Raw genomic sequence first — 25,509 nt, forward strand, 5'->3', positions numbered from 1 at the left:
GACACGTACGATGTACGTAAGACGTACGTTGTACGTACCGTGTCACGGTGCACTTACGGGTGTCAACGGCGGGAAGGGGCGGGACCGATGAACGGCGACGTGACGTCCGACACGCCGGCGCCGCGACCCGTCCTCACCAGGGCGCGGATCGTGCAGGCGGCGGTCGGGCTGATCGAGCGGGAGGGCGCGGGCGCGCTGTCGATGCGCCGCGTCGCGGCCGAGCTGGGCGTCGCGGTGATGTCGCTCTACAACCACGTGCCGAACAAGGACGCGCTGCTCGAAGGCGTCGCCGAGCACGTCATCGCCGGCCTGGAGCTGGAGGACGACCCGTCCGAGCCGTGGCAGACGCGGGCGCGCGCGCTCGTGCGGGCGTTCCGGAAGGTCGCGCACGACTACCCGCGCTGCATGACGATCGTCCTCACCCACAAGATCGACACCCAGCTCGGGCTGCGCCCCGCCGAGCGGGCCCTCGCGCTCGCCGACGCCGCCGGCTTCGACGGCCCCACCTCGGTGCGGATCATGCGCGCGCTGATGGCGTACGCGCTCGGCGCGCAGCTCCGCGAGACCGGCGTGGTGAAGACGCTGGACAACCTCGTCGAGACCCCGGCCGAGTCGTGGGCGAGGCTGGACGCCGCCGAGTTCCCGCACGTGGTCGCGCTCTCCGAGGAGCTCGCCAGCCACGACCCGGAGACCGACTTCGAGTTCGGCCTGGACCTCCTCATCACCGCCCTGGACGCGCTCCCCCGGAGGAGGAGTCAGTCCAGGTAGGGGCTGAGGCCCTTCCAGCAGAAGTCGGTCATGTAGCGGGCGGCGTCCTCGACGGTCACCTCGGGGTGCCAGGTCCGCCACTGGGCGAGGCGCTCGCACGCGCCGATGATGATCTCGGTGAACGCGGCGATCGCCTGCCCGCCGGCGTGCGGGACGAAGGCGGTGAGCACCCCGGAGATCAGCTCGCTCTGCTGCCGGCGGGTCGCCTCCACCGCCTCGACGGTCTCCTGCGACCCGGCCGCCGGCTCGCGCAGCAGCATCGCGAACGACTTGCTGTGCGCGTCGATGAACCCGAAGTAGGCGACCATCCCGCGCCACAGGATGTCCTCCGGCGTGGTGGCGCCCGCCATGGCCTTCTGCGTGACGTCCAGCAGTTCGGCCTTGGACCGGCTGACGCACGCGACGAGCAGCCCGTCCTTGGAGCCGAAGTACTCGTAGAGCATCGGCTTGGAGACGCCGCAGCGGTCGGCGATCTCGTCCATCGAGGTGCCCTGGTAGCCGCGCTCGCCGAACACCTCCTCGGCCACGTCCAGCATCTGCCGCTCGCGCTCCGCGCGCGACATCCGGCGGCGGCGCTGCGGGGGATGCGGTGTGGCGGCACTCACAGCGGAATCCTATCTGTTGGACCTACCGTCAGTAAGCTACTCATAGTAACTTACCCCGAGTAGGTTACCGCGAGAGGACGGGATATGAGCGAGCGCGCCCCGGCGATCGTCATCATCGGCTCCGGCTTCGCCGGGCTCGGCATGGCCATCCGGCTGAAGCAGTCCGGCTTCCACGACTTCGTCATCCTGGAGAAGAGCGAGGCCCTCGGCGGGACCTGGCACGACAACACCTATCCCGGCTGCGCCTGCGACGTCCCGTCGCACATGTACTCCTTCTCCTTCGAGCTCAACCCGGGCTGGTCGCGGATGTTCGCGCCGCAGCCCGAGATCCGCTCCTACATGGAGCGCACCGCCGACAAGTACCGCGTCCGCGAGCACATCCGCTTCGGCAGCCACGTCGACAGCATGGAGTACCAGGACGACTCCCGCCGGTGGAACGTCACCCTCACCGACGGGACGGTCCTCACCCCCCGCGCCGTCGTCTCCGGCATCGGCGCCCTGCACATCCCCTCGTTCCCCGACCTGCCGGGCATCGAGAAGTTCGAGGGCACCACCTTCCACTCCGCCGAGTGGGACCACTCCTACGACCTCACCGGCAAGCGCGTCGCCGTCATCGGGACGGGCGCGTCCGCGATCCAGTTCGTCCCGCAGGTCGCGAAGAAGGCCGGGGAGCTGGTGCTGTTCCAGCGGACGCCGCCGTGGATCCAGCCGAAGCCCGACTTCACCTTCCCCAAGCCCGTCCGCACCGCGTTCGACAAGGTGCCGGGCGCCGCGCGCGCGTTCCGCAACGGCATCTACTGGGCGCTGGAGGCCCGCGCGATCGGCTTCACCATCGACCCGCGGCTGTCGCTCCCGCAGGAGAAGCTCGCCAGCCGCCACCTGGCGAAGCAGATCCCCGACCCGGAGTTGCGCGCCAAGGTCACGCCGGACTACACCATCGGCTGCAAGCGCGTCCTGCTGTCCAACGACTACTACCCGGCCCTGACCCGCCCGAATGTGACCGTCGAGACGTCCGGCATCGCCGAGGTGCGGGAGCGCTCCGTCGTCACGAAGGACGGCGAGGAGTACGAGGTCGACTGCATCATCTACGGCACCGGCTTCAAGGTCGTCGACGCGCTCAACGAGCTGCGCGTCACCGGCCGGAACGGCGTCAAGCTGCAGGAGATCTGGGCGGACGGCATCGAGGCGCACCGCGGCACCACCATCCCCGGCATGCCGAACTTCTTCATGCTGCTCGGCCCGAACACCGGCCTCGGCCACAACTCCGTCGTCTTCATGATCGAGGTGCAGATCCAGCAGGTGCTGAGCTGCCTGCGGCTGCTGCAGGAGTCCGGCGCCGACGCGATCGAGCCGAAGCCCGAGGCGTCCCGCCGCTTCAACGACCGGATGCAGAGGCGGCTGCGCCGCGCCGTGTGGAACGAGGGCGGCTGCAACAGCTGGTACCTCGACGACCAGGGCGTCAACCGGACGCTGTGGCCTGGCCACACCTTCGAGTTCTGGGCCGGCAACCGCAAGGCCAAGCCCGAGGAGTACCTCCTCACCCGCTGACCCGGGCGCTCGGACGTGCTAGGGAGAGGGCATGCCGAAGCCACTGATGCCGCGGCGCCTGCGCCGCATCAACAAGGCCGTCACGAACCGGGTGCAGGGCGTCTACGCGCCCTACCTGCCGCCGCTCGCCGTCATCGTCCACAAGGGGCGGGCGTCCGGACGCGAGTACCGGACGCCCGTCACGGCGTTCCGCAGCGGTGACCGGCTCATCGTCGGCCTGCCGTACGGGGCCGACACCGACTGGGTGCGCAACCTGCTCGCCGAGGGGCGCGGCGGCGTCGAGCGGCTCGGCCGGGTCCGGCGGATCGGCCGCCCGCGCGTGCTGACGGCCGCCGACGCCGCCGACCTGCCGGCCGCCGCGCGGCCCCTCACCCGCTTCATGGACGTGCTGGTCGCCGACCTGGACGGCTGACCGGCCGCGTCCCCGGCGAACGGGGCCACGTCTCCGGCGAACCCGGCGGCGTCCCCGGGCGAACCCGGCGGCGTCCTCGGGCGAACCCGGCTACTTCTCCGGCGCGAACATCGGGCGGAAGCCCGCGACGAGCTGCCGGACCACCGGACGCTGCTCGGCGGGCGTGCGGCCGCGCAGGTCGTGGATCGGGTCGAGGCCGTCGTAGTACGGCGCGAGCGCCAGGAACGGCAGCATGGTGAGGATCATCGTGGCGAGGACCTGCAGGTCGGCGTCCTCGCGGATGCCGCCCTGCGCCTTCCACAGCTCCAGCGTCGGATGGATGACCTGGAGGTAGTGCTGGTTCGCGGTGTCGCGCACCACCGACCGGACGCTGTTGTCCAGCTCGAAGTTCGTCGCGGCGGTGACGGCGCGCTCCAGCGGGTGGTCGGCCATGTACTCGGTCCAGTCGCACAGCACGTCGAACAGCCACTCGTCGAAGGACTGGTCGAAGTCGACGCGGGCGATCCGCCGCTCCATCTCCTCGCGGATCCGGCGGGACGCCTCGTCGCACACGAACGCGAAGAACTCCAGCTTGTCGCTGAAGTACTGGAAGAGCGAGCCCTTGGCGATGCCGGCCTCGCGGGCGATGGTGTTCAGGCTGCCGGTCGAGTACCCGTGCTCTCCGAACTCGCGCATCGCCACCTCGAGCACCCGTTCCCGCTTGGCGACGTTGAGGCGGAACCACGTGGACGTTGGCATGGACCCCTTCGACTTTCCGTCAGGAACCGGTAACCCGGAGGTCAGGATAACGGTCCATCGCTTCTCGTGTGAACCAAATGTCACTCTCGCGCGTCGGCCTCCGCGCCCGCGGCCGGTTCCAGGTACTGGAGCGTGAACTCGGCGGACGCGAAGTCGCCGCCCTGCGGCGTGCCCGGCCCGACGAACGTGTCCGGAATGCCGTAGTCGGCCGCGTCGTCCTGCGGCCGGTAGCCGAGCCTGCCGTCCAGCTCCCAGAACCGCCGCGCGTTCGCCGACACCGCGTACGCCGCGAGGAACCCCGGCGCCGGGACCGTCAGCGCCGCGAGCACGAAACCGGCGCAGTCCCGGTGGCTCAGCCAGGTCGCCAGGTGGCGCGGCTCGTTCGGCACCGCGTCGAGGCTGCCGATCCGCAGGCACACCACGTCCAGCCCGAACTTGTCGACGTACAGCCGGGCGAGCGCCTCCACCGCGACCTTGCTGACCCCGTACAGGCCGTCCGGGCGCGGCGGCATCTCCGCCGACACCGTCACGGTGGACGGGTACAGGCCGGTCAGCCGGTTGCTGCTCGCCAGCACCACGCGCCGGACCCCGGTCACCCGCGCCGCCTCCAGCATCCGCTGCGCGCCCAGGATGTTGCCCTCGACCAGTTCCGGGAACGGCGCCTCGTCCCGCACCCCGGCGAGGTGCACGACCGCGTCCGCGCCCGCGACGACCTCCGCCGCGTCCGACAGGTCGGTGCGGTGCACCACCTCGTTCGGCGCCTCCGCCTCCAGCGGCGCCCGGTCGGCCAGCACCAGCGTGCTCGCCGCCTCGCGCAGCGGCCCCCGCACGGCGGACCCGACCCGGCCCGCCGCCCCCGTCAGCACGATCCTTCCGAGTGTCATCCCAGCAGTCTCCCAGCGTTCGCGCGGGCTCGGCACAGGGGACTCGCCCAGCGGTCCGCTCCTCGGCGAACCCGCAGATTTCCGTGCGACGGATTTCTGAGGCATGTGATCATTCTTTGCCGCTCCGACAATGCCGGTGCGCGCCGCACGAAACCGCTGATGAACCCGTCTACTGCGACCGTGTCGTGGTGCCCGCGCCCGACCGCCGCACCGGCGGCGCGATGCGTCCGGAGAGCACTCTAGCTCGCCGGACGCCTCGGCCGGATCGAGCGCCAGGCGCCGTCCGCGCGTTCTGATGCGCAATCCTTGATAACGCGGGCCATTGGCCGTCCGGAGTAATTCGTCGTCCGCTGACAACCTTTTCCGTGCGCCTTGAAGCGTCATTCGGCAGCTGATTCGATCGCCTCATCGATCGGGACGGAAACCGGAGGGTGGAGGTGGGGGCGGGTGCGCTCACGGTCGGCCGGCGGTGCGGTGTTCGCGGGGCTCGGGGTGGCGGCGGTGCTCGCCGTGTCCGGGGCGTCCCCGGTGATCGCCGAGCCCACGCCGTCGACGTCCCCGTCCGGCGGGTCGCCCTCGCCGTCCGACAGCCCCACGCCGACGCCGACCGGTTCGCCGACGGACGACCCGACCACGCCGCCGCCGGACACCGGCTCGCCCACGCCCACCGACTCGGCCACCCCCACGCCGTCGCACAGCTCGACGCCGACGCCGTCGCACACGCCGACGCACACGCCGGACGAGCCGGGCAGGCCGGCGAAGCCGGTGCTGGCGGTCGCGGCGACGGTGTCGTCGGCGACGGTCCGTCCCGGCGACGCGGTCACCGCCACGGTCCGGGTGTCGGCGTCCGGCGCGACCGCGTCCGGGACCGTGCTGCGGGCGTCGGCTACGGGCGGCGCCACGGCCGCCCCGGCCGAGCAGGGCCTCGGCAGCGTGGGGTCGGGCGGGACGTCGGCGACGGTGACCGTGCGGGTCCCGGCCGGGGCCGAGCCCGGGACGATCAAGCTCACCGTCGGGGTGTCGGCGTCGCACGCGACCACCCGGACGCGCACCTACACGCTCGTCGTCACCGAACCGTCCGGCGCGCTGCCGCCCGGCATCACCCCGGGCTCCCTGCCGCCCGGCGTCCCGCCGATCACGCCCGCGAGCGTGCCCGGGCTGACCGGCCCGGACGTCGTGCTGCCGCCGGTCGTCGGCCCGCAGACCGCGCCCGCGCCGATCGCGCCGGTACCGGTGGCGAACCTGCGCGCGCTGCCCCGGGACTCCTCGGACCTCGACGACCTCACCGCGCTGCAGGCGGGGGTGCTGGCCGCGATGGCCTCCTCGGTGACGCTGCTCCTCCTCAGACTGCGGCTGGCCCGCCGGGAGGGCGTCTCGCCCCGGCGGCCCGGCCGCCTCCACCTGCGTCCGGCCCGCCTCCACCTGCGTCCGGCCCGCCTCCACCTGCGTCCGGCGCGCGTCCGCCCCGCCGGGCCGCCGGTGCGGGCCGTCCCGCCGCAGCCGGTGCGGCCCCGGCCGAGGCCGGCGGACCCGCGGCCCGTGGCGGTCTGGACGGTCGCGTCCTGGTCGACCCCGGAGGCCAGGGCGGCGCTGCGAGCGGAGGCCGCGCCGAAGGTGGACTGGCGGGAGCCGGAGCCGAGGCCCACCGCCGCCCGCCGGCGCCGGAGCAGGCACGCCCGCCGCGGCCCGCGCCTCGCGCTCCTGCCCGCCCGTGCCCGCTGAGCCTGTGCCCGCTGAGTCTGTGCCCGCTGAGCCCGAGCGGCCGGAGCGGCCGGAGCGGTCAGCGGGCGAGGCGGATGAGGATGCGGCACACCTCGTCGATGACCTCGGCGGCCTCCGCCTCGCCCTCGGCCGTCGCGATCTCCCGGCCCGCCTCGCCGATCACGGTGGTCAGCACCAGGCTCAGCACCTGGCCCGCGCGGCCCGCCGGGGCGCCGGACGTGCCGCGCAGCAGCTTGGTGTTCTGCGCGATCCAGTGCTGCGCCCGGCTGCGGCGCATCAGCGACGACCCGGACGGCCCCTCGCCGCCGTGGAACAGCCGCGCCGCCTCCCGCCGCTCCCAGCACACCCGCAGATAGGCGCGGGCGCCCGCGATGAACAGCGCGATCGGGTCGTCCTCGCCGGACTTGCGGGCGGCGGACACCGCCCGCGCGGCGCTCTCCTCCTGCTCCTCGGTGAGCTCCTCCCACAACGCCACGTACAGGCCGGCCTTGCCGCCGTAGTGGTGGTACAGGCTGCCGACGCTGATGCCGGACCGTTCGACGATCTCGGCGATGCCCGCGTCGGCGTAGCCGCGGTCGGCGAACACCCGCTGCGCCGCGGTCAGCAGCGCCTGCCGCGTGGCGTCCGCGCGCGCCCACTGCCGCCGGTCGGTGCCGGCCTCGCCCGCGCCGCCCGCCGGGCGCGTCCTGCTCGTGGTCATCCCCACATCGTGCCCGGATCGCGGCCGGGTCACCAGCACGCGGCGCCGGCCGCGTCCCGGTGCCGGTCTCAGTACCAGTGGTGCGCGGACCACCACGACCACGCCCCGCACGGGTCGTGGTAGCGGGCCTTGATGTAGCCGAGACCCCACGCGATCTGCGTGGGGGAGCTGGTGCGCCAGTCGGAGCCCGCGCTGGCGAGCTTGGAGCCGGGCAGCGCCTGCGGGATCCCGTACGCGCCGCTGCCGGGGTTGACGGCCCGCTCGTTCCAGCCGCTCTCGTGGTTCCAGAGCGTCAGCAGCGACGACCAGCAGTTGCCCCAGCCCTTGGCGGCGTTCATCTTCTTGCCGTACGCCTTGTTCTGCGCGGCGCTCGGGTTCGACTTGGCGAGCTTCTCCTTCTCCTTCTCGGCCTTCAGCTTCGCGCGGGCCGCGGCGTCCTTCTTGGCCTGCTCCTTGAGCTTCTTCATGTACGCCTGGTGCTCCTTGTAGGCGCGCTCCTTGGCGGCCGCTATGGAGTCGGCGGTGACGGCGTCCATGTCGAAGCCCTGGAGGCGGGCGAGCATGTCGTTGGTCGAGATGGGCCCGTTCGCTGCGGCCTTCGGCGGATCGGCCTCGCCCAGCAGCTTGTTCCAGTCGACGAACACCACGGCGCCGGCGAGCACCGCGATGCCCGCGACGGTGATGGTGACGTTGTGGGTGAGCAGCTTCCAGGCCCGCCGCCGCCCCTCCGGGCGGTAGCGCTCGGGAAGGTCCCGCGACGCGTCCCCGTAGGGGCCGGGCGGTCCGTACGGGTCGGACGAGGCGAGCGTGCCGAGCGCCTCGGGGGACTGCCTGGGCGCCGGGACCCGGGCGGCCCGGCGGCCGCCGGCGCCCCGCTCCCCGGCCCGCCGCTGACCGCCGCGCCGCTGCTCGGAGCGGGTGCGGCCGGAGGCGGAACCGGTGCGTCTGCGCGTGCCGTGACTCTGTGGCATAGGAGAAGACTGCCTTATCGCCCGGGTCTTGTGTTGTCGATGACGATGTACGCAGGCGATGTCACAGCCGGTTCACCGCTCGCCCGGCCGGCCCCGCCGGGGTCAGAGCTCGAGGTCGCCCGCCGCGAGCCGGGCCGGCTGGAGCGCCTCGAACAGGTCGCGGTGCATCCCGTCGAACGGCGCGAGCGCGCCCGCCGGGTCCTCCAGCGCGAGGTTCGCGGCGTTGACCTGCTCGCGTCCCGCCGCGGTGATCTGCACGAGGGTGGCGCGCCGGTCGCTCGGGTGCCGGGCCCGCTCGACGAGCCCGGCGGCCTCCAGTTGGTCCACGGTCAGCTTCACGGTCGTCGGGTGCATCATCAGGATCCGGCCGAGGGTGCTCAGCCGGGCGTTGCCGGTGCCGATGAGCGCCAGCGTGGTCAGCAGGAAGTAGCCGGTGCGGCTCAGCCCGAACCTCTTCAGCTCGGTGTCCAGCGCCTTCTTGAGCATCTGGTGGAGCCGCTCGACCGAGCTGATCGCCATGAACGGCCACGGCCCGCCGGCCATGCCCTGCCCCGACCAGCGGTCCCTGATGCCGGTGACCAGCGGGTCCACGCCGTCCTCCCGGGCTCGTTCCGCGCCTTGCCGCGCCTCGGTACGCACGCCGGAGATCGTAGCTTCGGACAAATCATGATGTAAGTACTCGCTTCTTAGAACTTCTTCCAATAGAGTGCTCCAGATCACAAGCGGGACGCCTGTGTCCGTGTGACCCTGGTGGCCTCGTGAGTGATACCGGTCTCGACCGAGACCACAGGTGGCGCGGAACACCCCTAGGACACAGCGGCGCCCCCGTGGTAGGGCAGGGAACCGGAGTATCGGATGGGCGCCGACGTCCGAGAACGAAGGAGGCTGGGATGACCCTTCACGCACCCCCCGCGGGGGAGGGCACCGGCTGATGGCCCTGAGCCTGACCAAGGCCCCGGACCTGGCACGCCGACGGGTCGAGCGCGCGCTCGACGAGACCGGGCTGCTGTGCGTGACCCTCCTGGAGGGGCTGCGCCGCACCTGGGACCTGCGCCAGTGGTGGGGCGAGTTCGTCGAGCAGTGCTGGTTCCTCGCCCGGGTGACCAGCGTGCCCGTGATGCTGATCGCGGTGCCGCTCGGCGCCACCATCTCGCTGCAGGTCGGCGACATCGCCCGGCAGCTCGGCGCCCAGTCGGGCACCGGCGCGCTGCTGACCGCCGCGATGATCCAGCAGGTGGCCCCGCTGGCCGCCGCGCTGCTGGTCTCCGGCGTCGGCGGCTCGGCCATCACCGCGGACATGGGCGCCCGCAACATCCGCGACGAACTCGCGGCCATGGAGGTCATGGGCATCAACCCGATCCACCGCCTGGTCACCCCGCGGCTGTGGGCGGCGAGCATGGTCTCCGGCCTGCTCTGCTCCGTCGTGATCCTGGCGGGCGTGCTCGGCGGCTACTACTTCAACGTCATCCAGCAGGGCGTCAGCCCGGGCGCGTTCTTCGACGGCGCGACGACCCTGCTGCAGTTCTCGGACCTGGTCATCACCCTGTTCAAGGCGTGGATCTTCGGGTTCATCGCGGCCGCGGTCGCCTGCTACATGGGCATGAACTGCGACCTCGGACCGGTCGGCGTCGGCCGGGCGGTGAACAAGGCGGTGGTGGTCACCTCGATCGTGGTGTTCGCCACCAACTACATCCTCACCATGATCTACCAGGTCCTGTTCCCCCCGAGGTTCTGATGGTCGCCATTTCCCCCGTACGCAAGCTGGGCCGGGCCTTCAAGGGCCGCGCGGCCGGGCTGTCGGCCTCGGCCAACCTGCCGATCTTCCTCGGCCGGGTGCTGTACCACCTGTTCGTCGACATCATCGTCCGGCGCAAGTACGGCAAGACGCTGGCCAAGCAGGTCAGCGACATCACCGTCGGCGTCGGCGCGCTGGTGATCGGCGGCGGCATGATCTTCGTCATCGCGACGATGTCGCTGGCCACCGGCGCGATGGTCGGCCTGCAGGGCTACCCCGGGCTGGAACGCATCGGCGCGGAGGCGTTCACCGGCCTGGTCGCCAGCTACTCCAACGTCCGCGAGGTCACCCCGATCATCGCGGGCGTGGCGCTGGTCGCGCAGGTCGGCACCGGGTTCACCGCGGAGATCGGCGCGATGCGGATCTCCGAGGAGATCGACGCGCTGGAGGTCATGGGCATCAACTCGCTGGCCTACCTGGTGTGCACCCGGGTCGCCGCCGGCGTCATCGCCCTGGTCCCGCTCTACCTGGTGTCGCTGTTCATGGCGTTCTTCGCCACGAGGTTCATCACGATCCAGTACTTCGGCCTGTCGCCCGGCATCTACGACTACTACTTCCACCTGTACCTGCCGCCGATCGACGTGTTCTACAGCGTCATCAAGGTCGCGGTGTTCGCGTTCATCGTGATGTTCATCCACTGCTACCGCGGCTACTACGCCGCGGGCGGCCCGGTCGGCGTCGGCGTCGCCGCGGGCCGCGCCATCCGGGAGTCCACCATCCTGATGATCCTGATGAACCTGCTCCTGTCGTACATCTTCTGGGGCCACGGCAGCACGGTGAGGCTGACCGGATGAGCGACGAGAGCCTCTCCTCCCGATCCCGGACGATCTTCGGGCTGGTCGGCGCCGGCGTGATCGCGGTCGCCGCGGTCGCCGTCGGGATCTCCACCACCCCCTCGTACGCGGGCTCCACCTACTACGACGCGACCTTCGGCACCGCGGGCCAGGGCCTGGACCCCGGCAAGTCGGACGTGAAGATCCGCGGCATCGCGGTCGGCAGCGTCGACAAGCTCAAGCTCGACCGCGACGGCCGGGTGACCGTGAAGATCCGCGTCGACAAGGGGATCCGGGTCCCGGACACGGCCACCGCGACGATCGAGCCGGTGTCGGTGTTCGGGCCGAAGGACCTGGTGCTGGACCCCGGCGCGCACGAGCTGTCCGGCCCGTTCCTCAAGGACGGCGGGACGGTCGTGAAGACCTCCGACCCGCAGGACCTGTCGCAGACGGCGTGGCCCGCCTACAACCTCACCAAGGCGATCAACCCGGACGAGGTGGCGACGATCCTGCACACCCTCGGCGCCGGGCTGTCCGGTGAGGGTCCGGCGGCGCGCCGGCTGATCCAGAACGGGTCGACGGTCGTGGACGCGACGTACGCGGACCGCGCGTACATCCAGGCGCTGCTGAACGACATCAACGGGCTGTCGGGGACGCTCGCCGCGCACGGCGACAACATCACCCGGTTCACCGGCGACTTCAACACGCTGTCGCAGGTGATCAACGAGAAGCCGGACAAGATCAACCAGCTGCTGGCGCAGGCCGGCCGGCTCGGCGACACCGTCGGCACGACGATGCGCGGGCACGGCGCGAACCTCGGCAAGCTCATCGACAGCGTCGGCGGGGTCGCCGCGACGGTGCACTCCGAGAACGACAAGCTGCCGGTGCTGATGGACAGCCTCAACGGCTTCTTCGCGCTGCTCTCGAAGATCATCCGGATCCCGGGCCCGGAGGGCACCACGATCGCGCAGGCCAAGGAGGCGCTCTCCCTCGACCTGTGCCAGGTCTTCATCGACGTGTGCACCACCGACCCGTTCAAGAGCAAGACCACGAGCACGGCGGGAGGGCGGCCATGAGCCCGGCACGCGGCAAGGCCGCCCGCGGGCCGGAGTACACCACGATCGCGAAGTTCCTGGTGTTCCTCGTGGTGACCGTCCTGCTGACCTTCTACATCGGGCAGCAGATCCTCGGCACCAGCTTCAACTCCCGCTACAAGCTGACCGCGACGTTCGACGACGTCACCGGCCTGCTCACCGGCGACGAGGTGAAGGTGGCCGGGACGCCGGTCGGCCAGGTGAAGAGCATCAAGGTGGTGCGCGGCAAGGCCGTCGTCGGGATGGCCGTGGACAAGGACGTCCGGCTGCCCGCCGACTCCACCGCCGCCGTCCGCTGGCGCAACGTGATGGGCCAGCGGGTCATCTACCTGGAGCCGGGCAGCAGCCCCGCGAAGCTCGGCAACGGCGACCGGGTGCCGCACACCCGGTCGGTGGTGGACCTCGGCGAGATCCTCAACAGCCTCGGCCCGCTGACCCAGAGCCTGGACCCGAACCAGATCAACAAGATCCTGTTCTCCTTCTCGCAGGCGCTGGACGGCAACGAGCAGAACGTCTCGCTGCTCACCGACAACCTCGACGCGCTGCTGCAGACCTTCGAGGCCCGCCGCGACACGATCAAGGGGATGATCGACAACTACGAGACGGTCAGCCAGGCGATCGCCAAGCGGGACACCCAGATCGCCGCCAGCGTCGACAACCTGGCGTCGCTGACCGGCGTGTTCGCCGACAACCGCAAGCTGCTGGAGAACGCGGTCGTGCAGATCTCGGGCGTCACCACCAACCTGAACGCGGTGCTCGGCGGCAACGACGCGCAGCTCGCCCGCATCATCGACAACCTCGGCAAGTTCAGCGAGACCTTCCAGCTGAACGTCGACCAGCTGGAGAAGATGGTGCAGCAGCTTCCGCTGACCCTCCGCGAGCTGTTCGCCGCCGCCAACGGCGGGCACTTCCTGCGCACCAACGCGCTGTGCCTGAACATCGTGCAGGGGCCGTGCCCCTTCCCGATGCAGCTGCCGAAGGCGCCCGGCACCAAGCAGCCGTCCAAGCAGGACCTGGCCAAGCTGAAGGCGATGCTGACGGGGAGTGGCGGCTGATGGCGCTCAAGTCCCTGCGGGACGTCAACCAGAAGCTCGTCGCGATCGTGACGCTCGCGGTGCTCGCCGCCGGGCTGATCTTCGCGTTCGCGATCGGCCAGCTCCACCTGTTCGACCGGGGCTACACGATGAGCGGCTACTTCTCCGACCAGGCCGGCATCAAGAAGGGCGACGACGTGCGGGTCGCCGGCGTGAAGTCGGGCCGCGTCACCGGCGTCGAGCCGGACTTCGCGCACGGCCGCGTCCTCATCACCTGGCACGTCAACGCCGGCATCGACCTCGGCCGCGACACCCGCGCGGAGATCGAGACGACGACGCTGCTCGGCGGCCGCTACCTGAAGCTGTCCGGGCCGGTCGCGAGGCCCTACCTGGCGAGCCTGCCGGAGTCGCGGCGGCGGATCCCGCTGGACCACACCGGCGTCCCGTTCACCGTCCCCGAGGCGCTGCAGAACACCCAGAACATCGTCGGGAAGCTCGACGAGAAGAGCATGACGAAGCTGCTGTCGGAGGTGTCGGCGATCAAGTCGCCGGGCGCCGCGAAGCTGCACCGGATCCTGGAGAACATCCAGGACCTGTCGCGCACGCTCAACGACTCCTACCCGCAGATCCAGAACCTGATCGAGGCCAGCAAGACCATCACCGGCACGCTCGCGAGCAAGGACGACAAGCTCCGGCAGATCATCGACGCGAGCCAGGTGCTGCTGCAGTCGCTGGTGAACCGGCGCAACGAGCTCGCCGCGACGATCGGGCAGGGCAACCGGACGGTCCGCACCCTCGACAACGTCATCTCCCGGAACCAGAAGAAGCTGGACACGCTGCTGGACAACCTGCACCTGCTGACGACCCGGCTGGCGCCCAACATGGACGCCCTGAACACCGACTTCTCGCTGCTCGGCCCGACGTTCCAGCAGGTCGCGAACCTGAAGGGCAACGGGCCCTGGATCGAGGGCGTGCTCACCGGGCTCGGGCCGATCCAGCCGCCGGGACCGATCTCCACGCGGCGTTCCCCCGCCGGCCAGGGAGGCAACTGATGGGCCGCCTCACCCGGGTCTCCCGGACCACCAGGTTCGGCGCCGCCGCGATCGCGCTCGTGCTGGCCGCCGCGCTCGGCGGCTGCTCGCTCGGCTCGTCCGGCGGGGAGCGCACGATGACCGTCTACGTGCCGAAGGCGCGCTCGTTCTACCCGCAGTCGAAGGTCCTCGTGATGGGCGTCGACGTCGGCCGGGTCGACACCGTCAAGCAGCTGGACGACAAGATCAAGGTGACGTTCCACATCGACCGGGACGTCCCGCTGCCGCAGGGCGTGCAGGCCTCGATCGTCCCGCTGAACCTGGTGGGCGAGCGGAACCTGGTGCTGCACCCGGCGTGGAAGCCGGGCGAGCCGAAGGAGACCTCCAACGTCATCCCGCTCGAGCGGACGACCGTCCCGGTCGAGGTGGACGACGCGCTGAACTCCTTCACGAACCTGGCGAACGCGCTGGACCCGACGAAGATGCACACCGCGCTCGGCAAGGCCGCCGACGCGGTGAACGGCAACGGCAAGGAGTTCAACGCCACGCTGGAGCAGAGCGCCCGGCTGGTGGAGAACGTCGCGGGCCAGGACAAGGACCTGATCGAGGTCGCGCAGAACCTCAGCCGGATGGCCGGGGTGGTGCGGGGCCGCGAGCAGGTGCTCGGCACCATGATCCAGGACTTCGGGCAGGCGACGCAGGTGCTCGCGTCCGAGCGCGGCGACCTGCAGCAGCTGATCGGCGCGGTGCTGGACCTGTCGAAGAACGGCGACAAGCTGCTCCAGAAGTACAAGGGGCGGCTGCCGTACGACCTCGCCGTCCTCACCCGGGTGGCGCTGGTGCTGAAGGGCAACACCAAGCAGATCGCGCAGCTGCTGAACGTGCTGCCGGGCGTCAGCAGCGCCCTCATCGGCGGCTACGGCAAGAAGGACAAGTCGCTGCACATCCGGTTCGCCACCGACGCGTTCGTGCGGACGTGGCTGAAGGGCCTGATGGACTCCGACGAGGTCGCGTGCCCGCTTCCCGCGCCCAACTCCAACTGTCCCTGGCAGAACGGAGGCAACTGATGGGCAGGAAGGTCGTCTTGCTCGTCCTCGCCACGGTCCTCGCGCTCTCGGGCTGCAACTACAAGACGGTCGGGGCGCCGAAGGGGCACCTCACCCTGACCGCCGAGTTCAGCGACGTGCAGGGGCTGGTCGCCGGGCACAGCGTGAAGATGTCCGACATCACGATCGGCAGCGTCACCAAGGTGCAGCTGGACGGCTACCGCGCGAAGGCGACGCTGTCCATCAAGGACGGCGTCAAGATCCCGCAGGGCACCCGCGCCGAGATCAAGGTGACGTCGCTGCTCGGCGAGAACTACGTGGACCTGCAGATGCCGCCGGGCGCCAGCATGGACCGCGGCCCGTTCCTGGCGAACCACGCGGCGATCACGCAGACCAGCGTGCAGCCGGCGTTCGAGCAGGTCGTCGGGCAGGCGGGGCCGCTGGTGCAGGCCCTCGCCGGCAACGACGTCGCGACGGTCGTCAACGCCGGCGCCACCGCCCTCGACGGCAACGGCACCCGGCTCAACACCTCGATCGCGAAGGCGACGACCCTGCTGAAGATGGTCGCCGACCAGCGCGAGCAGCTCGGCGAGTCGGTCGACCATCTCGCGAGGCTCGGCCGGTCGCTGGCCGCCGGGGACGACGCGCTGAACCAGGCGCCCGTCGAGATCGAGCGCACCACCCGGCTGCTGGACCAGGACAAGCGGAAGATCCTCGGCACGGTCGCCAAGCTGACCGAGGCCGCCCGCCAGCTGAACGACAAGGTGCTGGAGGGGCGGGTCGCCCGGTTCCGCAAGCTGCTGGACGACCTCGACCCCGTCCTCGCGCAGCTCGGCAACAACCGCACCCGGCTGACGAACCTGGTCAACGGGCTGGTGACGTTCACCACCAAGCTGCCGAAGGCCAGCTACGACGGGCAGCTGCTGCTGTACCCGCTGCTGAACATCGTGTGGCCGGACGGGTCGCCGGTGCTCGGCGGCGACAAGCCCGCCAAGAAGACGGGCAAGGCGGCCGGCGGCGCCGGCGGCGGCACGGGCGGCACGGGCGGCACCGAGCTGCCGAAGCAGTTCCGGACGGCGTTCCCGGACCTCGACAAGATCCTGCAGGGGCGGCAATGACCAGGCGAGTGACGATCAACCTGGCCGTGTTCGGCGCACTGGCCGTGATCATGGTCGTGTGGGCGTTCCGGAACGTCGTGCACTTCGACTTCATCGAGCGGCCGTACCACATCACGGCCGAGTTCGAGTCGTCACCGGGCCTGCACCCGAACTTCGAGGTCGACTACCTCGGGCTGCGGGTCGGCAAGATCGACTCGGTGAAGCTGGTCAGGAACAAGGTCGTCGTGCGGCTCGACATGGAGCGCGGGGTGAAGATCCCGCAGGGCGTCACCGCGGCGGCGGCCCGCAAGTCCGCGGTCGGCGAGCCGGTGGTCGAGCTGACCCCGGCGCCGGGCCGGGCGGGCGCCCCGCCGATGAAGCCCGGCACCGTCATCCCGGTGTCGCAGACGAAGGTCCCGCCGAAGTACAGCGACCTGTTCGGCGCGGTCATCAAGTCCCTCGACGCGATCAACCCCGACGACGCGAAGGTGCTCACCCACGAGCTGGCGGAGGGCCTCGCCGGCCGCGAGGACTCGATCCGGCAGATCGTCAACGGCGGCGACCAGCTCACCCAGACGTTCGCGCAGAACACAGAGCTGCTGGACGGGCTGACCAAGGACCTCGGCAAGATCACCAGCGTGCTGAACCGGAACCGCGGGGCGCTCGGCGCGGGCATCGACAACGTCGCCGCCCTCACCTCCGCGCTCGCGCAGGTGCGCGGCCAGCTCGCCGAGCTGCGCGACCGCGGCCCCGGCCTGCTGTCCACGGTGAACAACCTGCTCGACGAGACCGGCCCGAACTTCGACTGCACGGTCGACACGCTCGGCAACTGGGGCATCTCCGCCTACAACCCGAACTACCTGTCGGACCTGAAGACGACCCTCGCCGTCGCGCCGCAGCTGAAGACCGTCCTCGACAACGTGATCGGGCTGGACCAGGGCAAGCCCGTCCTGAACGTCATCTTCGAGATCACGCTGAAGCACCAGGCGGCGCTGGAGTACAAGTACCCGCTGCCGCAGCCGCAGCTGGCCACCGTGCCGACCTGCGCCGGGGGCCGGACGCCCGACCTGGACGTCAAGCAGAACACCTACCGGGCGAAGAACCCGGGCGACGTGATCCCCACCCACGATCCCGCGCTCGACAAGCCCCTCAAGGCCCAGAACGCCGCGAACAACGGCAAGGACTCTTCTGGTGGGCCGCCGGTTTGGCTAGTGTACATTCCCCCGGTTCTGGCACTGATGGTGCTGATCAGGGTCATGATGGGCTCGGTGCCCGTGGTGTCCCGCCTGTCCCGGCTTCGCCGCCGGCACAAGGACTGACCCCAATCCCCGTAGGAGTACCGAAGTGACAGCCAAGACCACCAAGGAAGCCGCGGACGCCGCCCGGGAGAGCCACCCGGACGGCGAGGCCGACGAGGTCGAGGCGGTCGCGTCCGAGCAGGACGAGGCGGTCGAGGACGCGCAGGCCGCGAAGGCGGTCGCGTCCGAGCAGGAGGACGGCGCGGAGGAGGCGGCCGAACGGCCCGCCGCGCGCCCGAAGCGCAAGCGGCGGGTCCGGGTCATCGAGGTCATCGACGACGATGACGACCTCGAGGACGTCCTGGAGGCGATCGAGGCCGAGGACGACGAGGACGAGCCCCCGGCCCGTCCCGCGGCGAAGACGGCGAAGACCGCGAAGCCGGCCGCCAAGGCGTCCCTCGCCAAGCCCGCGGCGGCGGCGAAGCCCCGCCCTGAGCGGCTCGAGCCCCCGGAGGAGGAGGCCGAGGAGCGGGCGGACGCGGTGGCGGCGCGGCCGGCGCGCAAGGTCGGCCCGTTCTCCTACACCCCGACCCGTCCTCCGAAGGAGCACGCCGAGTCGTCCTCGCTGGTCCGCGTCATCGTGACGGTCGTCGTGGTGGCGCTGCTCGCGAGTCTCGCGATCTGGCAGTGGACGAGGGCGAGCGGCCTCGCGTCCGACAAGGACGCCCGCGGCGAGGTCTCCAAGGTGGCCCTGCAGTACGGGGACGTGGCGTTCAACTACAACGCGTCCAACTACCAGTCGCAGGCGGCCAAGGCCGAGAAGCTGATGGCCGGCGACCTGCTCGACCAGTTCAAGCAGTCGACGCTGCCGGGCCTGACGGCCGCGTTCAAGAGCGACTCCCAGGTCGGGATGTCGTCCAAGAGCACCGATGTCTTCGTCGGCAGCGTGAACGGCAAGTTCGCCACCGTGGTCGTCATGGTCGACATCGGCCTGCAGACCAAGGACGGGAAGGTCAGCCAGCCCTCCACGCTGCTGCGCCTCGCGCTCGCGAAGGTCGACGGCAAGTGGAAGGTCACCAAGCAGTACCCGTCCGGCGTCAACGACAGCAACCAGAACACGGGGAGCAACGGCCTGGTGCCGGGGAGCAGCGCCGCGTCGCCGTCCCCGAGCACGACCAAGACCGGCAAGCCGTAGAACCGGCGCGTCCCGCGCCCCGCACGGTGGAAGCCGTGCGGGGCGCGGCGCGTTGTGCGGGGTGAAAAGTCGGAGGCGGCGGGCAGGATGTCGACGGTGACGGAGCGTACGGTCTCAGACGAGGGCACCCGGGTGCCGGACGAGGTGATCCACGAGTTCGGGGCGCTGCTCGGCGCCGCCGCTCTGCTGGAGCGCATCGCGGGGCGCGAGCTGGAGCGCCGCTGCGGCATCCGGCACGCGGTGTTCGAGGTGCTGCTCCGGCTGTCGGACGCGGGCGCGGACTGCCCCGACATGGGCGGGCTGGCCGGCGAGCTGATCCTCACCAGCGGCGGCATGACCCGGCTGGTCGACCGGATGCAGGAGGCGGGGCTCGTGCGCCGCCGCCCGCACGCCGGGGACCGGCGCCGCCACCTCGTCGAGCTCACCGACGCGGGCCGCGCGAAGCTCGACGAGGCGATGCGGGTGCACGCCGAGACGCTCCGCGAGCACTTCGCGGGCCCCCTCACCGACGACCAGCGCCACGCCCTCGTCTCGGCCCTCCGCACCCTCCGCACCACCGCCCGCAAGGAACTCGGCACCCTGAGGTAGCCGAACACCCTCGCCCCCGGCAGGTTGAACCCCGGCCGGCGGTCACGGGCAAGCACGCGGAGCGAGCGCCAGCGAGCGCAGCGGGCATGCCCGTCGTGACGGGGGTTCCAGGGGGTCGCCCCCCTGGGAATCAGCGTGAGTAGTGCTCGACTACGAGTTGTTCGTTGCAGATGACGGGGATCTCGGGGCGTTCGGGGAGGCGGGTGAGCTGGGCGGCGAGGGCGTCGTGGCGGACGTCGAGGTAGGGCGGGACGGTGTCGGTGTGGCCGCCGGCGGCGGCGATCTGGAAGGCGGCCATCCGGCGGCTGCGTTCGGCGACGGTGATGACGTCGCCGGGGCGGAGGCGGAAGGACGGGCGGTCGACGCGGCGGCCGTTCACCAGGATGTGGCGGTGCACGACGAACTGGCGGGCCTGGTAGATGGTGCGGGCGAAGCCGGCGCGCAGGACGAGGGCGTCGAGCCGGCGTTCGAGGTCGACGAGGAGGGCCTCGCCGGTCTTGCCGCCGGCCTTGGCGGCCTTGGCGAAGGCGTTGCTGAGCTGGGCCTCGCGGATGTTGTACTGCGCGCGCAGGCGCTGCTTCTCGCGGAGCCGGACCTTGTAGTCGCTCTCCTGCTTTCGGGCGCGGCCGTGCACGCCGGGCGGGTAGGGGCGGGCCTCGAAGTACTTGACGGACTTCGGGGTCAGGGGGATGCCGAGGGCCCGGGAGAGGCGGACCTTGGGGCGGGGGTTGTTCATCGCGCTCCTCAGTGGTTAGGTAAGCCTTAGTTAGGTAACCCTAACCTAGTACGTCGAGGAGGCCATGGTGGGGCGAGCGGACACGACGGGGACGCGGGTGGGCGGGCCCACGGCGGCGGAACGGGCGCGGACGCTCGCCTACGGCATGGGCGACGGCGTCCTCGCGGCGCCGGGCGTCCCGCACACGCCCGTCCCGGCGTACACCACGGACCTCGACGGGCGGCCGCTGCTGCTCCTGCCGGCGGAGTCGGCGCTGGTCAAGGCGCTGGACGGGGAGGACGACCTGCCCGCCACGCTGCGGATCAGCGACGTCGCGCCGGTCCCGCTCGCCGACCGGGTGCGCGGCCGGGCGTGGCTGCACGGGTGGCTGACGGAGCTGCCGCCGGCCGGGCTGCGGGACGCCGCGCTCAAGCTGTCCCGCCCGCACCCGCGTCCCGAACTGCTCGACCTCGCCGCCGAGACGCCGCCGCGCGACCGCAAGTGGACGGTGCTCACGATGGACGTCGCGCAGGTCGAGATCGAGGACGCCTGGGGCGGCGCGACCCTCGAGCCCGAGGAGTACGCCGCCGGCGCGCCGGACCCGTTCGTCGCCATCGGCGCGGGCATCCTGACGCATCTGGACTCGTGCCACCGCGACGAGCTGAAGGGCCTGCTGCCGGTGTCGGCGTCCCCGTCGGGCGATCCGGACGGGCTGCCGGAGGTCCGGCCGCTCGGGCTGGACCGGTACGGAATGTGGCTGCGCTGCTCCGCGCCGTCGCCGGACGGGGGCGGAACGTTCGACCTGCGGCTGACGTTCGGGGAGCCGGTCAGTGATCTCCACGGCCTGCGCCGGGTGTACCGGCACCTGTTCGCGCACGCGACCCCGTAGTCCGTACGGGACGAACACCGAAATATCCGTCCATATGGCCGTGATCTCCCGGATGGCGCGGACCGTCCCCGCCGGGACATGCTCGGGTCTCCGGCCGCGGGACGCCGCCCGTCGCCCGCCCGGGACGCCCCGGCCGCCGGCTCGCCCTCGCGGGGTGGGTGAGCAGGCGGACGGGAACCGTACCGGGCGGCGGAACGGCGGCGGCCCCGGCCGGGCCGGTGGTCCGGCGCCGCGGAGCGTAAGCCGGGGGCGTGGTCCGGGCCACTGGTCGAAACCTCTCGGCCGCGTCCAGGCCACTGCCCGCGATTGGCTCTGCCGCCGGCGGCCGCCGCGCCGCACGCTGGGAGCATGACCGGACATCACCCGCAGACCCGCGCCGTCCACCCGCCCGTGATCACGCCGTCCGGCAGCCGCCCGCTCGGCCAGCCGATCTACCAGAGCCACCTGTTCGCCTTCGACGCCGCCGACGACCTCGCCGCCGCGTTCCACGGCCCCGGCCAGGCGTTCCTGTACGGGCGGATGAGCAACCCGACCGTCCGCGCCCTGGAAGAGGCCCTCGCCGGGATCGAGGGCGGCACCGGGGCCCTCGCCACCGCCGCCGGGATGGGCGCGGTCAACGGGGTCCTGACGGCGCTGCTGAAGTCGGGCGACCACGTCATCGCGCAGTCGTCGCTGTACGGCGGCACGTACGCGCTGCTGCACGACCTCGCCGACCGGTGGGGCGTCGAGCTGACCCACATCCCCGGCGACGACCCCGCCGAGGTCCGCGCCGCGCTGCGCCCGAACACGCGGCTGCTCTACCTGGAGACGGTCGCGAACCCGACCACGCACGTCACCGACGTCCCCGCGTTCGCCGAGGCCGTCCGGGGGACGGGCGTGCTCACCGTCGTCGACAACACGTTCGCGCCGCTGCTGTTCAGGCCCCTCGAACACGGCGCGGACATCGTCGTGCACTCCGTCACCAAGTTCCTCAGCGGGCACGGCGACGTCATGGGCGGCGCCGCCGTGTTCGCCGACCCGGACGTGCACCGCCGCGTCTGGGACCACGCCGTCGAGCTCGGCTCCACCGCCGACCCGTTCGCCGCGTGGCTGACCCTGCGCGGGCTCGCGACCGCGCCGATGCGCGTCGCCCGGCACAGCGCGAACGCCCTCGACCTCGCCCGCCGCCTCGCCGGGCACGCCTCCGTCGACCGCGTCCACTACCCGGGGCTCATCGACCACCCGCAGCACGAGACCGCGCGCCGGCTGCTGCCCGACGGCGCCGGCGGCGTCCTGGCGTTCGAGCTCGCCGGCGGCCGCGAGGCCGGGCGGGTGTTCAGCGAGTCGGTGCGGCTGGTGTCGCTCAGCCCGTCGCTCGGCGACACCGGCACGCTCGTCATGCACCCCGCGAGCACCTCGCACCGGCAGATGGACGCCGCGTCCCTCGCCGCCGCCGGCATCGGCGAGGGCACCGTCCGCCTGGCCGTCGGCCTCGAAGACCCCGACGACCTCTGGGAGGACATCGAGCAGGCCCTCGCCAAGGCCACCTGACCGGACGGGAGGCTAGAGGTAGAAGCCGGTGGCGGTGGAGGGCGGCGCGTGGGTCTCGGGGCGGTGCTCGCCCTTGCGGAGCGCGGCGAGCTCGGCGAGGGTGGCGCCGTCCGGGCCGATCTCGGACGCGGCGTCCGAGCCGTCCAGCCACGCCACCGACTCCTCGCGGGACAGCCGGCCCACCTCGATCTGCGCGAGGCAGCGGCCCGGCCGCACCACCGCCGGGTGCAGCATCGCCAGGTCCTCGTTCGTGGTGATCGCCACCAGGACGTCCCGGCCCTGCCCGAGCATCCCGTCGGTGAGGTTCAGCAGCCGCGACAGGCCCTGGCCCGTCGACTGCTTCGCCTCGCCGCGGATCAGCTCGTCGCAGTCCTCCAGGATGAGCAGCCGCCAGCGGCGGTTCTCGTCCTCGTCGTCGCCGACGGCCACCTCCATGAGGTAGCTGGGCGTGCCGAACAGCGCCTCCGGGTCGAGCACGCAGTCGGCCTGGCACCACTTGCCCCACGCCCGCGCGAGCGCCCGCAGCGCCGTCGTCTTGCCGGTGCCGGGCGGGCCGTGCAGCAGCAGGAGCCGCCCCGCGACCTCGTCCCGGGTCAGCTTCATCACCCGGTCGAGCGCGTCGGCGACGGCACCGGTGTAGTTGCCCCGGATGTCCTCCCAGGCGTCGGCGGAGATCGCCCGCTCGTCGCGCGACGGCCCGTGCATCCCCATGTGCCAGAAGCCCATCTCGACGCTGGTCTCGTCGGTCTTCGGCGGGTCCGTCGCGTCCTTCACCGACGCGTCCAGCACCGACTCGGCGAGCGCGTCCGACACCGCCGACACCGCGAGGTACGCGCTGCCGTTCTTCCACCGGTTCGTGAGCAGCGTCCAGCCGTCGCCCTCGGCCAGCACCGACTCCTTGCCCTTCTCCCGGGCGACCCGCACCAGGCGCGCCCCGTCCGGGCGCAGCGGCGCCTCCGGGCGGACGTGGTCCAGCCGCGTCGACCGCGACCACGGCTGCTCGCCGGACGCGAACGGGCGCAGCGACAGCACGTCCATCACGTCGGCGGGGGAGTTGTTGTCGCTGAGGTTGAAGACCACCGGCAGCGTCGCCTCGGGCCCGGGATCGGTCGCGTTCTCCCCGGGCCCGACGAGATGCAGGACGTCCTGCGGCCTCTCCTGCGACATGGTCATGTCATTGATCATCAGGCGTGCGCGGCGGGCGCGTCCACCGAATTAGCGGCACCGGCGCGGCTCAGGCGCCGCCGCCCTCGCGCTCCTGCCGGGCGGCGCGGCGGGCCTCCGCCTCCTGGAAGTCGAGCTTCTCGGCCTCCTCCGGCGTCGGCGCGGTGCCGCCGAGGTAGGCGGGCTGCCACCACTTCTCGCCGGCCTTCGGGACGTCGGGGTACTCGCGCTGCGCCTTCTCCAGCAGCTCGGACATGCGGGCCTGCAGGTCCCGGGTGACCTGGTCGTAGTCGTCGCCGCGCTTGGGGTGCATCGGCTCGCCGACCAGGATCGTCACCGGCACGTTGCGCTGCAGCAGCCGGCGCTTGCGGCCCTTCGTCCACAGCCGCTGCGGGCCCCAGATCGCGATCGGGATCAGCGGGGTCTTGGACGCCACCGCCATCCGCACCGCGCCGCTCTTGATCTCCTTCACCGTGAAGGAGCGGCTGATCGTCGCCTCCGCGAACACCCCGACGATCTCGCCGCCGCGCAGCGCCTTCAGCGCCGCCGCGTACGAGGAGGCGCCCGCCTCCCGGTCGACCGGGATGTGCTTCATGCCGCGCATCAGCGGCCCGCCGACCCGGTTGTCGAAGATCTCCTTCTTCGCCATGAACCGCACCAGCCGGCCGGCCGGGTGCGCGGCCAGGCCCGCGAAGATGAAGTCGAGGTAGCTGACGTGGTTGCTGACGAGCACGGCACCGCCGGTGCTGGGAATGTGTTCGGTCCCCTCCAGACGGAACTTGATGTTCAGGGCCTTGAACACGCCAAGAGCCGTCTTGATCACTGGCGGGTACACGCGTTCGGACATGTCAGCACCGTACTTGAGGTGCGCCATGATCAGCGAGTGCGGTGCCGGGATCGCGATGGATCCCACAAGCGGCCGGAACTCTGAGAAGGTGGGGTGTGACGTGATCCGCCGATGGTGAAGGGGGATGAGCATGGAACCGTTGGACGCGGCGGCGGACGTGCACGCGCTCATCCGCGACGTGCTCCCGGCGCTGGCGCCCAGCGCCTGGTTCGACTCCGGGACGTCCGAGGTGGTGCTGCCGCTCGGCCGGTCCGAGGCGCGCGCCTCCAGCTGGACGGTGCTGGAGCGGTGCGCCCGCGAGCCGCGCTCGGCGTGGCCGCAGGTGGTGGACGAGTGGGTCCGCGAGGTCGGCGACCGCGCGTTCCTCGCCGTCGGCGAGATGGAGCTGTTCGGCGACGTCCGCGAGCTGCTGCGGCTGCGGATCGTGCCGAAGCTGGCCCCCCGCGACCGGGAGGGCCTCGTCGTCGTCCCGGCCGGCGACCACTTCGACGCGATGGTGATGATCGAGCATCCGCGCTACGGCGGCCCGCTGACGAAGGCGAGGGCCGGCCTGCTCGGCCTGCACAAGCTCGGCTACGTGATGACGAACACCCACGACCGCGAGCTGTCGGACGTGTCGGTGCACGACCAGCCCCTGCTGCCCGGACGCAACGTCCGGGTGGTGGCCAAGCCGGGCAGCCGGTACGTGTCGGCGCTGCTCAGCGAGGTCGACCAGTTCCTCCCGGTGCCGAACGAGCACGGCGCGCTGGTCGGCGTCCCGTGCCACAGCACGCTGCTGCTGTACCCGATCACGTCCACGGCCGTCCGCGAGGTGCTCCCCGTCTTCGCCGACGTCGTCCGCGAGATGCACGCCGCCGCCGACGACCCGTGCGCCCCAGGCGTCTACTGGAGCCACGGCGAGCGCCGCCTGACCCCCCTCCCCGCCGACGCCCCCCACGAGGGCACCGGCGAGTTCGCCACCCTCCTCCGCCGCCTGCCCTCGTGACCCAGGGGGGCGACCCCCTGGAACCCCCGTTGCGACGGAGGACGCGTTTCCCGCTCCGCTAGAGCTCCGCGTGAAACGCGTCGTCCGTCGGCGGGCAGGCCCGCTGCGCTCGCTGCACTCGCTCCGCGTGCCTGCCCGTG

27 protein-coding genes are annotated in these 25,509 nt (G+C 71.6%); 17 read left to right on the forward strand and 10 right to left on the reverse strand.

All coding sequences use genetic code 11. From position 1 onward, the window contains the following. The first annotated feature begins 87 nt into the window (after nt 1–87). Entirely contained in the window at nt 88–768 is a 681-nt protein-coding gene (locus AB0C78_RS37215) for a TetR/AcrR family transcriptional regulator C-terminal domain-containing protein (RefSeq protein WP_360757498.1), read from the forward strand. Here AB0C78_RS37215 and AB0C78_RS37220 read toward each other — a convergent pair. Next, nucleotides 756–1,373 carry a TetR/AcrR family transcriptional regulator gene (locus tag AB0C78_RS37220; RefSeq protein WP_360757500.1) on the reverse strand — a complete coding sequence of 206 codons (618 nt, stop codon included), beginning with the start codon at nt 1,371–1,373 and terminating at the stop codon, nt 756–758. The genes AB0C78_RS37215 and AB0C78_RS37220 overlap by 13 nt on opposite strands. An 84-nt stretch (nt 1,374–1,457) precedes the next feature. Between AB0C78_RS37220 and AB0C78_RS37225 the strand changes: the two genes are divergently transcribed. Together AB0C78_RS37225 and AB0C78_RS37230 are read left to right on the forward strand one after the other, a co-directional pair. After that, on the forward strand, nt 1,458–2,921 hold the full coding sequence (locus AB0C78_RS37225) for an NAD(P)/FAD-dependent oxidoreductase (protein ID WP_360757503.1): 1,464 nt from the start codon (nt 1,458–1,460) through the stop codon (nt 2,919–2,921). A 31-nt stretch (nt 2,922–2,952) separates the two neighbouring features. Further along, nucleotides 2,953–3,333, forward strand: coding sequence for a nitroreductase family deazaflavin-dependent oxidoreductase (locus AB0C78_RS37230; protein WP_360757506.1), 381 nt, complete (start codon nt 2,953–2,955; stop codon nt 3,331–3,333). 90 nt (nt 3,334–3,423) lie between these two features. Here AB0C78_RS37230 and AB0C78_RS37235 read toward each other — a convergent pair whose 3' ends face one another. The 3 genes from AB0C78_RS37235 to AB0C78_RS37245 all read right to left on the reverse strand — a co-directional run bounded on the left by AB0C78_RS37235 (nt 3,424) and on the right by AB0C78_RS37245 (nt 5,965). Next, a complete protein-coding gene (locus AB0C78_RS37235) occupies nt 3,424–4,071 on the reverse strand; it encodes a TetR/AcrR family transcriptional regulator (RefSeq protein WP_151546136.1) in 648 nt (215 codons plus the stop codon). A gap of 80 nt (nt 4,072–4,151) precedes the next feature. Beyond that, a complete protein-coding gene (locus AB0C78_RS37240; protein ID WP_360757509.1) occupies nt 4,152–4,955 on the reverse strand; it encodes an NAD(P)-dependent oxidoreductase in 804 nt (267 codons plus the stop codon). A 380-nt stretch (nt 4,956–5,335) separates the two neighbouring features. After that, entirely contained in the window at nt 5,336–5,965 is a 630-nt protein-coding gene (locus tag AB0C78_RS37245) for a hypothetical protein (RefSeq protein ID WP_360757512.1), read from the reverse strand. On the opposite strand from AB0C78_RS37245, the gene AB0C78_RS37250 reads away from it, so the two are divergent. Then, complete coding sequence (locus AB0C78_RS37250) at nt 5,916–6,677, forward strand: hypothetical protein (RefSeq protein ID WP_360757514.1); 762 nt, start codon at nt 5,916–5,918, stop codon at nt 6,675–6,677. The genes AB0C78_RS37245 and AB0C78_RS37250 overlap by 50 nt on opposite strands. Before the next feature lie 58 nt (nt 6,678–6,735). Here the strand turns inward: AB0C78_RS37250 and AB0C78_RS37255 are convergent, their stop codons facing one another. From AB0C78_RS37255 to AB0C78_RS37265, 3 genes are all read right to left on the reverse strand, one after another. Next, nucleotides 6,736–7,377 (reverse strand): TetR/AcrR family transcriptional regulator, encoded by a 642-nt coding sequence (locus AB0C78_RS37255; RefSeq protein ID WP_360757516.1) that lies wholly within the window; start codon nt 7,375–7,377, stop codon nt 6,736–6,738. A gap of 68 nt (nt 7,378–7,445) precedes the next feature. Next, nucleotides 7,446–8,348 carry a lytic transglycosylase domain-containing protein gene (locus AB0C78_RS37260; protein WP_360757519.1) on the reverse strand — a complete coding sequence of 301 codons (903 nt, stop codon included), beginning with the start codon at nt 8,346–8,348 and terminating at the stop codon, nt 7,446–7,448. 102 nt (nt 8,349–8,450) lie between these two features. Beyond that, nucleotides 8,451–8,987: a MarR family transcriptional regulator gene (locus AB0C78_RS37265; RefSeq protein ID WP_360757522.1), complete on the reverse strand. Its 537-nt coding sequence runs from the start codon at nt 8,985–8,987 to the stop codon at nt 8,451–8,453. A gap of 292 nt (nt 8,988–9,279) precedes the next feature. Here AB0C78_RS37265 and AB0C78_RS37270 point away from each other — a divergent pair, with 292 nt between their 5' ends. The 10 genes from AB0C78_RS37270 to AB0C78_RS37315 all read left to right on the forward strand — a co-directional run bounded on the left by AB0C78_RS37270 (nt 9,280) and on the right by AB0C78_RS37315 (nt 19,239). Next, the gene (locus tag AB0C78_RS37270) at nt 9,280–10,083 is read left to right on the forward strand and encodes an ABC transporter permease (protein WP_151543100.1); all 804 of its coding nucleotides are present in this window, start codon (nt 9,280–9,282) and stop codon (nt 10,081–10,083) included. Next, nucleotides 10,083–10,937: an ABC transporter permease gene (locus tag AB0C78_RS37275; RefSeq protein WP_151543101.1), complete on the forward strand. Its 855-nt coding sequence runs from the start codon at nt 10,083–10,085 to the stop codon at nt 10,935–10,937. Before AB0C78_RS37270 ends, AB0C78_RS37275 begins: the two co-directional genes overlap by 1 nt. Beyond that, nucleotides 10,934–11,992 (forward strand): MCE family protein, encoded by a 1,059-nt coding sequence (locus AB0C78_RS37280; protein ID WP_360757525.1) that lies wholly within the window; start codon nt 10,934–10,936, stop codon nt 11,990–11,992. The genes AB0C78_RS37275 and AB0C78_RS37280 overlap by 4 nt, the downstream gene beginning before the upstream one ends. Further along, complete coding sequence (locus AB0C78_RS37285) at nt 11,989–13,065, forward strand: MlaD family protein (RefSeq protein ID WP_360757527.1); 1,077 nt, start codon at nt 11,989–11,991, stop codon at nt 13,063–13,065. The genes AB0C78_RS37280 and AB0C78_RS37285 overlap by 4 nt, the downstream gene beginning before the upstream one ends. Then, on the forward strand, nt 13,065–14,096 hold the full coding sequence (locus AB0C78_RS37290; protein ID WP_360757530.1) for an MlaD family protein: 1,032 nt from the start codon (nt 13,065–13,067) through the stop codon (nt 14,094–14,096). Before AB0C78_RS37285 ends, AB0C78_RS37290 begins: the two co-directional genes overlap by 1 nt. Continuing rightward, nucleotides 14,096–15,142 carry an MCE family protein gene (locus AB0C78_RS37295; protein ID WP_360757533.1) on the forward strand — a complete coding sequence of 349 codons (1,047 nt, stop codon included), beginning with the start codon at nt 14,096–14,098 and terminating at the stop codon, nt 15,140–15,142. The genes AB0C78_RS37290 and AB0C78_RS37295 overlap by 1 nt, the downstream gene beginning before the upstream one ends. Next, nucleotides 15,142–16,239 carry an MCE family protein gene (locus AB0C78_RS37300; protein ID WP_360757535.1) on the forward strand — a complete coding sequence of 366 codons (1,098 nt, stop codon included), beginning with the start codon at nt 15,142–15,144 and terminating at the stop codon, nt 16,237–16,239. Before AB0C78_RS37295 ends, AB0C78_RS37300 begins: the two co-directional genes overlap by 1 nt. Then, nucleotides 16,236–17,537: an MCE family protein gene (locus tag AB0C78_RS37305; RefSeq protein ID WP_360757537.1), complete on the forward strand. Its 1,302-nt coding sequence runs from the start codon at nt 16,236–16,238 to the stop codon at nt 17,535–17,537. The genes AB0C78_RS37300 and AB0C78_RS37305 overlap by 4 nt, the downstream gene beginning before the upstream one ends. A 25-nt stretch (nt 17,538–17,562) precedes the next feature. Beyond that, nucleotides 17,563–18,651: a hypothetical protein gene (locus tag AB0C78_RS37310; protein ID WP_360757539.1), complete on the forward strand. Its 1,089-nt coding sequence runs from the start codon at nt 17,563–17,565 to the stop codon at nt 18,649–18,651. Between the two features lie 96 nt (nt 18,652–18,747). Beyond that, a complete protein-coding gene (locus AB0C78_RS37315; protein ID WP_360757542.1) occupies nt 18,748–19,239 on the forward strand; it encodes a MarR family transcriptional regulator in 492 nt (163 codons plus the stop codon). A gap of 130 nt (nt 19,240–19,369) precedes the next feature. Here the strand turns inward: AB0C78_RS37315 and rpsD are convergent, their stop codons facing one another. Further along, nucleotides 19,370–19,975 carry a 30S ribosomal protein S4 gene (gene rpsD, locus AB0C78_RS37320; RefSeq protein ID WP_360757544.1) on the reverse strand — a complete coding sequence of 202 codons (606 nt, stop codon included), beginning with the start codon at nt 19,973–19,975 and terminating at the stop codon, nt 19,370–19,372. Nucleotides 19,976–20,039: 64 nt separating this feature from the next. Here rpsD and AB0C78_RS37325 point away from each other — a divergent pair, with 64 nt between their 5' ends. Together AB0C78_RS37325 and AB0C78_RS37330 are read left to right on the forward strand one after the other, a co-directional pair. Further along, on the forward strand, nt 20,040–20,843 hold the full coding sequence (locus tag AB0C78_RS37325) for a DUF2470 domain-containing protein (RefSeq protein ID WP_360757545.1): 804 nt from the start codon (nt 20,040–20,042) through the stop codon (nt 20,841–20,843). Between the two features lie 348 nt (nt 20,844–21,191). Continuing rightward, entirely contained in the window at nt 21,192–22,373 is a 1,182-nt protein-coding gene (locus tag AB0C78_RS37330; RefSeq protein WP_360757548.1) for an aminotransferase class I/II-fold pyridoxal phosphate-dependent enzyme, read from the forward strand. Between the two features lie 12 nt (nt 22,374–22,385). Here AB0C78_RS37330 and AB0C78_RS37335 read toward each other — a convergent pair whose 3' ends face one another. Together AB0C78_RS37335 and AB0C78_RS37340 are read right to left on the reverse strand one after the other, a co-directional pair. Beyond that, nucleotides 22,386–23,546, reverse strand: coding sequence for a DUF5925 domain-containing protein (locus AB0C78_RS37335; protein WP_360757551.1), 1,161 nt, complete (start codon nt 23,544–23,546; stop codon nt 22,386–22,388). A gap of 61 nt (nt 23,547–23,607) precedes the next feature. Then, a complete protein-coding gene (locus AB0C78_RS37340; RefSeq protein WP_151543113.1) occupies nt 23,608–24,384 on the reverse strand; it encodes a lysophospholipid acyltransferase family protein in 777 nt (258 codons plus the stop codon). A gap of 130 nt (nt 24,385–24,514) precedes the next feature. Here AB0C78_RS37340 and AB0C78_RS37345 point away from each other — a divergent pair, with 130 nt between their 5' ends. Next, entirely contained in the window at nt 24,515–25,369 is an 855-nt protein-coding gene (locus AB0C78_RS37345) for a hypothetical protein (RefSeq protein ID WP_225991990.1), read from the forward strand. Nucleotides 25,370–25,509 lie beyond the last annotated feature (140 nt).

It is taken from the genome of Actinomadura sp. NPDC048394 (assembly GCF_040651755.1).
Lineage (GTDB): Bacteria > Actinomycetota > Actinomycetes > Streptosporangiales > Streptosporangiaceae > Spirillospora > Spirillospora montaniterrae.

What these genes read in the sequence shown, in the direction of transcription:
- AB0C78_RS37215 (WP_360757498.1), top strand. Translation starts at nt 88, where the DNA reads ATGAACGGCGACGTGACGTCCGACACGCCGGCGCCGCGACCCGTCCTC.
- AB0C78_RS37325 (WP_360757545.1), top strand. Translation starts at nt 20,040, where the DNA reads ATGGTGGGGCGAGCGGACACGACGGGGACGCGGGTGGGCGGGCCCACG.
- AB0C78_RS37260 (WP_360757519.1), bottom strand. Translation starts at nt 8,348, where the DNA reads ATGCCACAGAGTCACGGCACGCGCAGACGCACCGGTTCCGCCTCCGGC.
- AB0C78_RS37295 (WP_360757533.1), top strand. Translation starts at nt 14,096, where the DNA reads ATGGGCCGCCTCACCCGGGTCTCCCGGACCACCAGGTTCGGCGCCGCC.
- AB0C78_RS37240 (WP_360757509.1), bottom strand. Translation starts at nt 4,955, where the DNA reads ATGACACTCGGAAGGATCGTGCTGACGGGGGCGGCGGGCCGGGTCGGG.
- AB0C78_RS37335 (WP_360757551.1), bottom strand. Translation starts at nt 23,546, where the DNA reads ATGACCATGTCGCAGGAGAGGCCGCAGGACGTCCTGCATCTCGTCGGG.
- AB0C78_RS37300 (WP_360757535.1), top strand. Translation starts at nt 15,142, where the DNA reads ATGGGCAGGAAGGTCGTCTTGCTCGTCCTCGCCACGGTCCTCGCGCTC.
- AB0C78_RS37330 (WP_360757548.1), top strand. Translation starts at nt 21,192, where the DNA reads ATGACCGGACATCACCCGCAGACCCGCGCCGTCCACCCGCCCGTGATC.
- AB0C78_RS37275 (WP_151543101.1), top strand. Translation starts at nt 10,083, where the DNA reads ATGGTCGCCATTTCCCCCGTACGCAAGCTGGGCCGGGCCTTCAAGGGC.
- AB0C78_RS37345 (WP_225991990.1), top strand. Translation starts at nt 24,515, where the DNA reads ATGGAACCGTTGGACGCGGCGGCGGACGTGCACGCGCTCATCCGCGAC.
- AB0C78_RS37280 (WP_360757525.1), top strand. Translation starts at nt 10,934, where the DNA reads ATGAGCGACGAGAGCCTCTCCTCCCGATCCCGGACGATCTTCGGGCTG.
- AB0C78_RS37340 (WP_151543113.1), bottom strand. Translation starts at nt 24,384, where the DNA reads ATGTCCGAACGCGTGTACCCGCCAGTGATCAAGACGGCTCTTGGCGTG.
- AB0C78_RS37225 (WP_360757503.1), top strand. Translation starts at nt 1,458, where the DNA reads ATGAGCGAGCGCGCCCCGGCGATCGTCATCATCGGCTCCGGCTTCGCC.
- AB0C78_RS37290 (WP_360757530.1), top strand. Translation starts at nt 13,065, where the DNA reads ATGGCGCTCAAGTCCCTGCGGGACGTCAACCAGAAGCTCGTCGCGATC.
- AB0C78_RS37235 (WP_151546136.1), bottom strand. Translation starts at nt 4,071, where the DNA reads ATGCCAACGTCCACGTGGTTCCGCCTCAACGTCGCCAAGCGGGAACGG.
- AB0C78_RS37270 (WP_151543100.1), top strand. Translation starts at nt 9,280, where the DNA reads ATGGCCCTGAGCCTGACCAAGGCCCCGGACCTGGCACGCCGACGGGTC.
- AB0C78_RS37230 (WP_360757506.1), top strand. Translation starts at nt 2,953, where the DNA reads ATGCCGAAGCCACTGATGCCGCGGCGCCTGCGCCGCATCAACAAGGCC.
- AB0C78_RS37285 (WP_360757527.1), top strand. Translation starts at nt 11,989, where the DNA reads ATGAGCCCGGCACGCGGCAAGGCCGCCCGCGGGCCGGAGTACACCACG.
- AB0C78_RS37255 (WP_360757516.1), bottom strand. Translation starts at nt 7,377, where the DNA reads ATGACCACGAGCAGGACGCGCCCGGCGGGCGGCGCGGGCGAGGCCGGC.
- rpsD (WP_360757544.1), bottom strand. Translation starts at nt 19,975, where the DNA reads ATGAACAACCCCCGCCCCAAGGTCCGCCTCTCCCGGGCCCTCGGCATC.
- AB0C78_RS37305 (WP_360757537.1), top strand. Translation starts at nt 16,236, where the DNA reads ATGACCAGGCGAGTGACGATCAACCTGGCCGTGTTCGGCGCACTGGCC.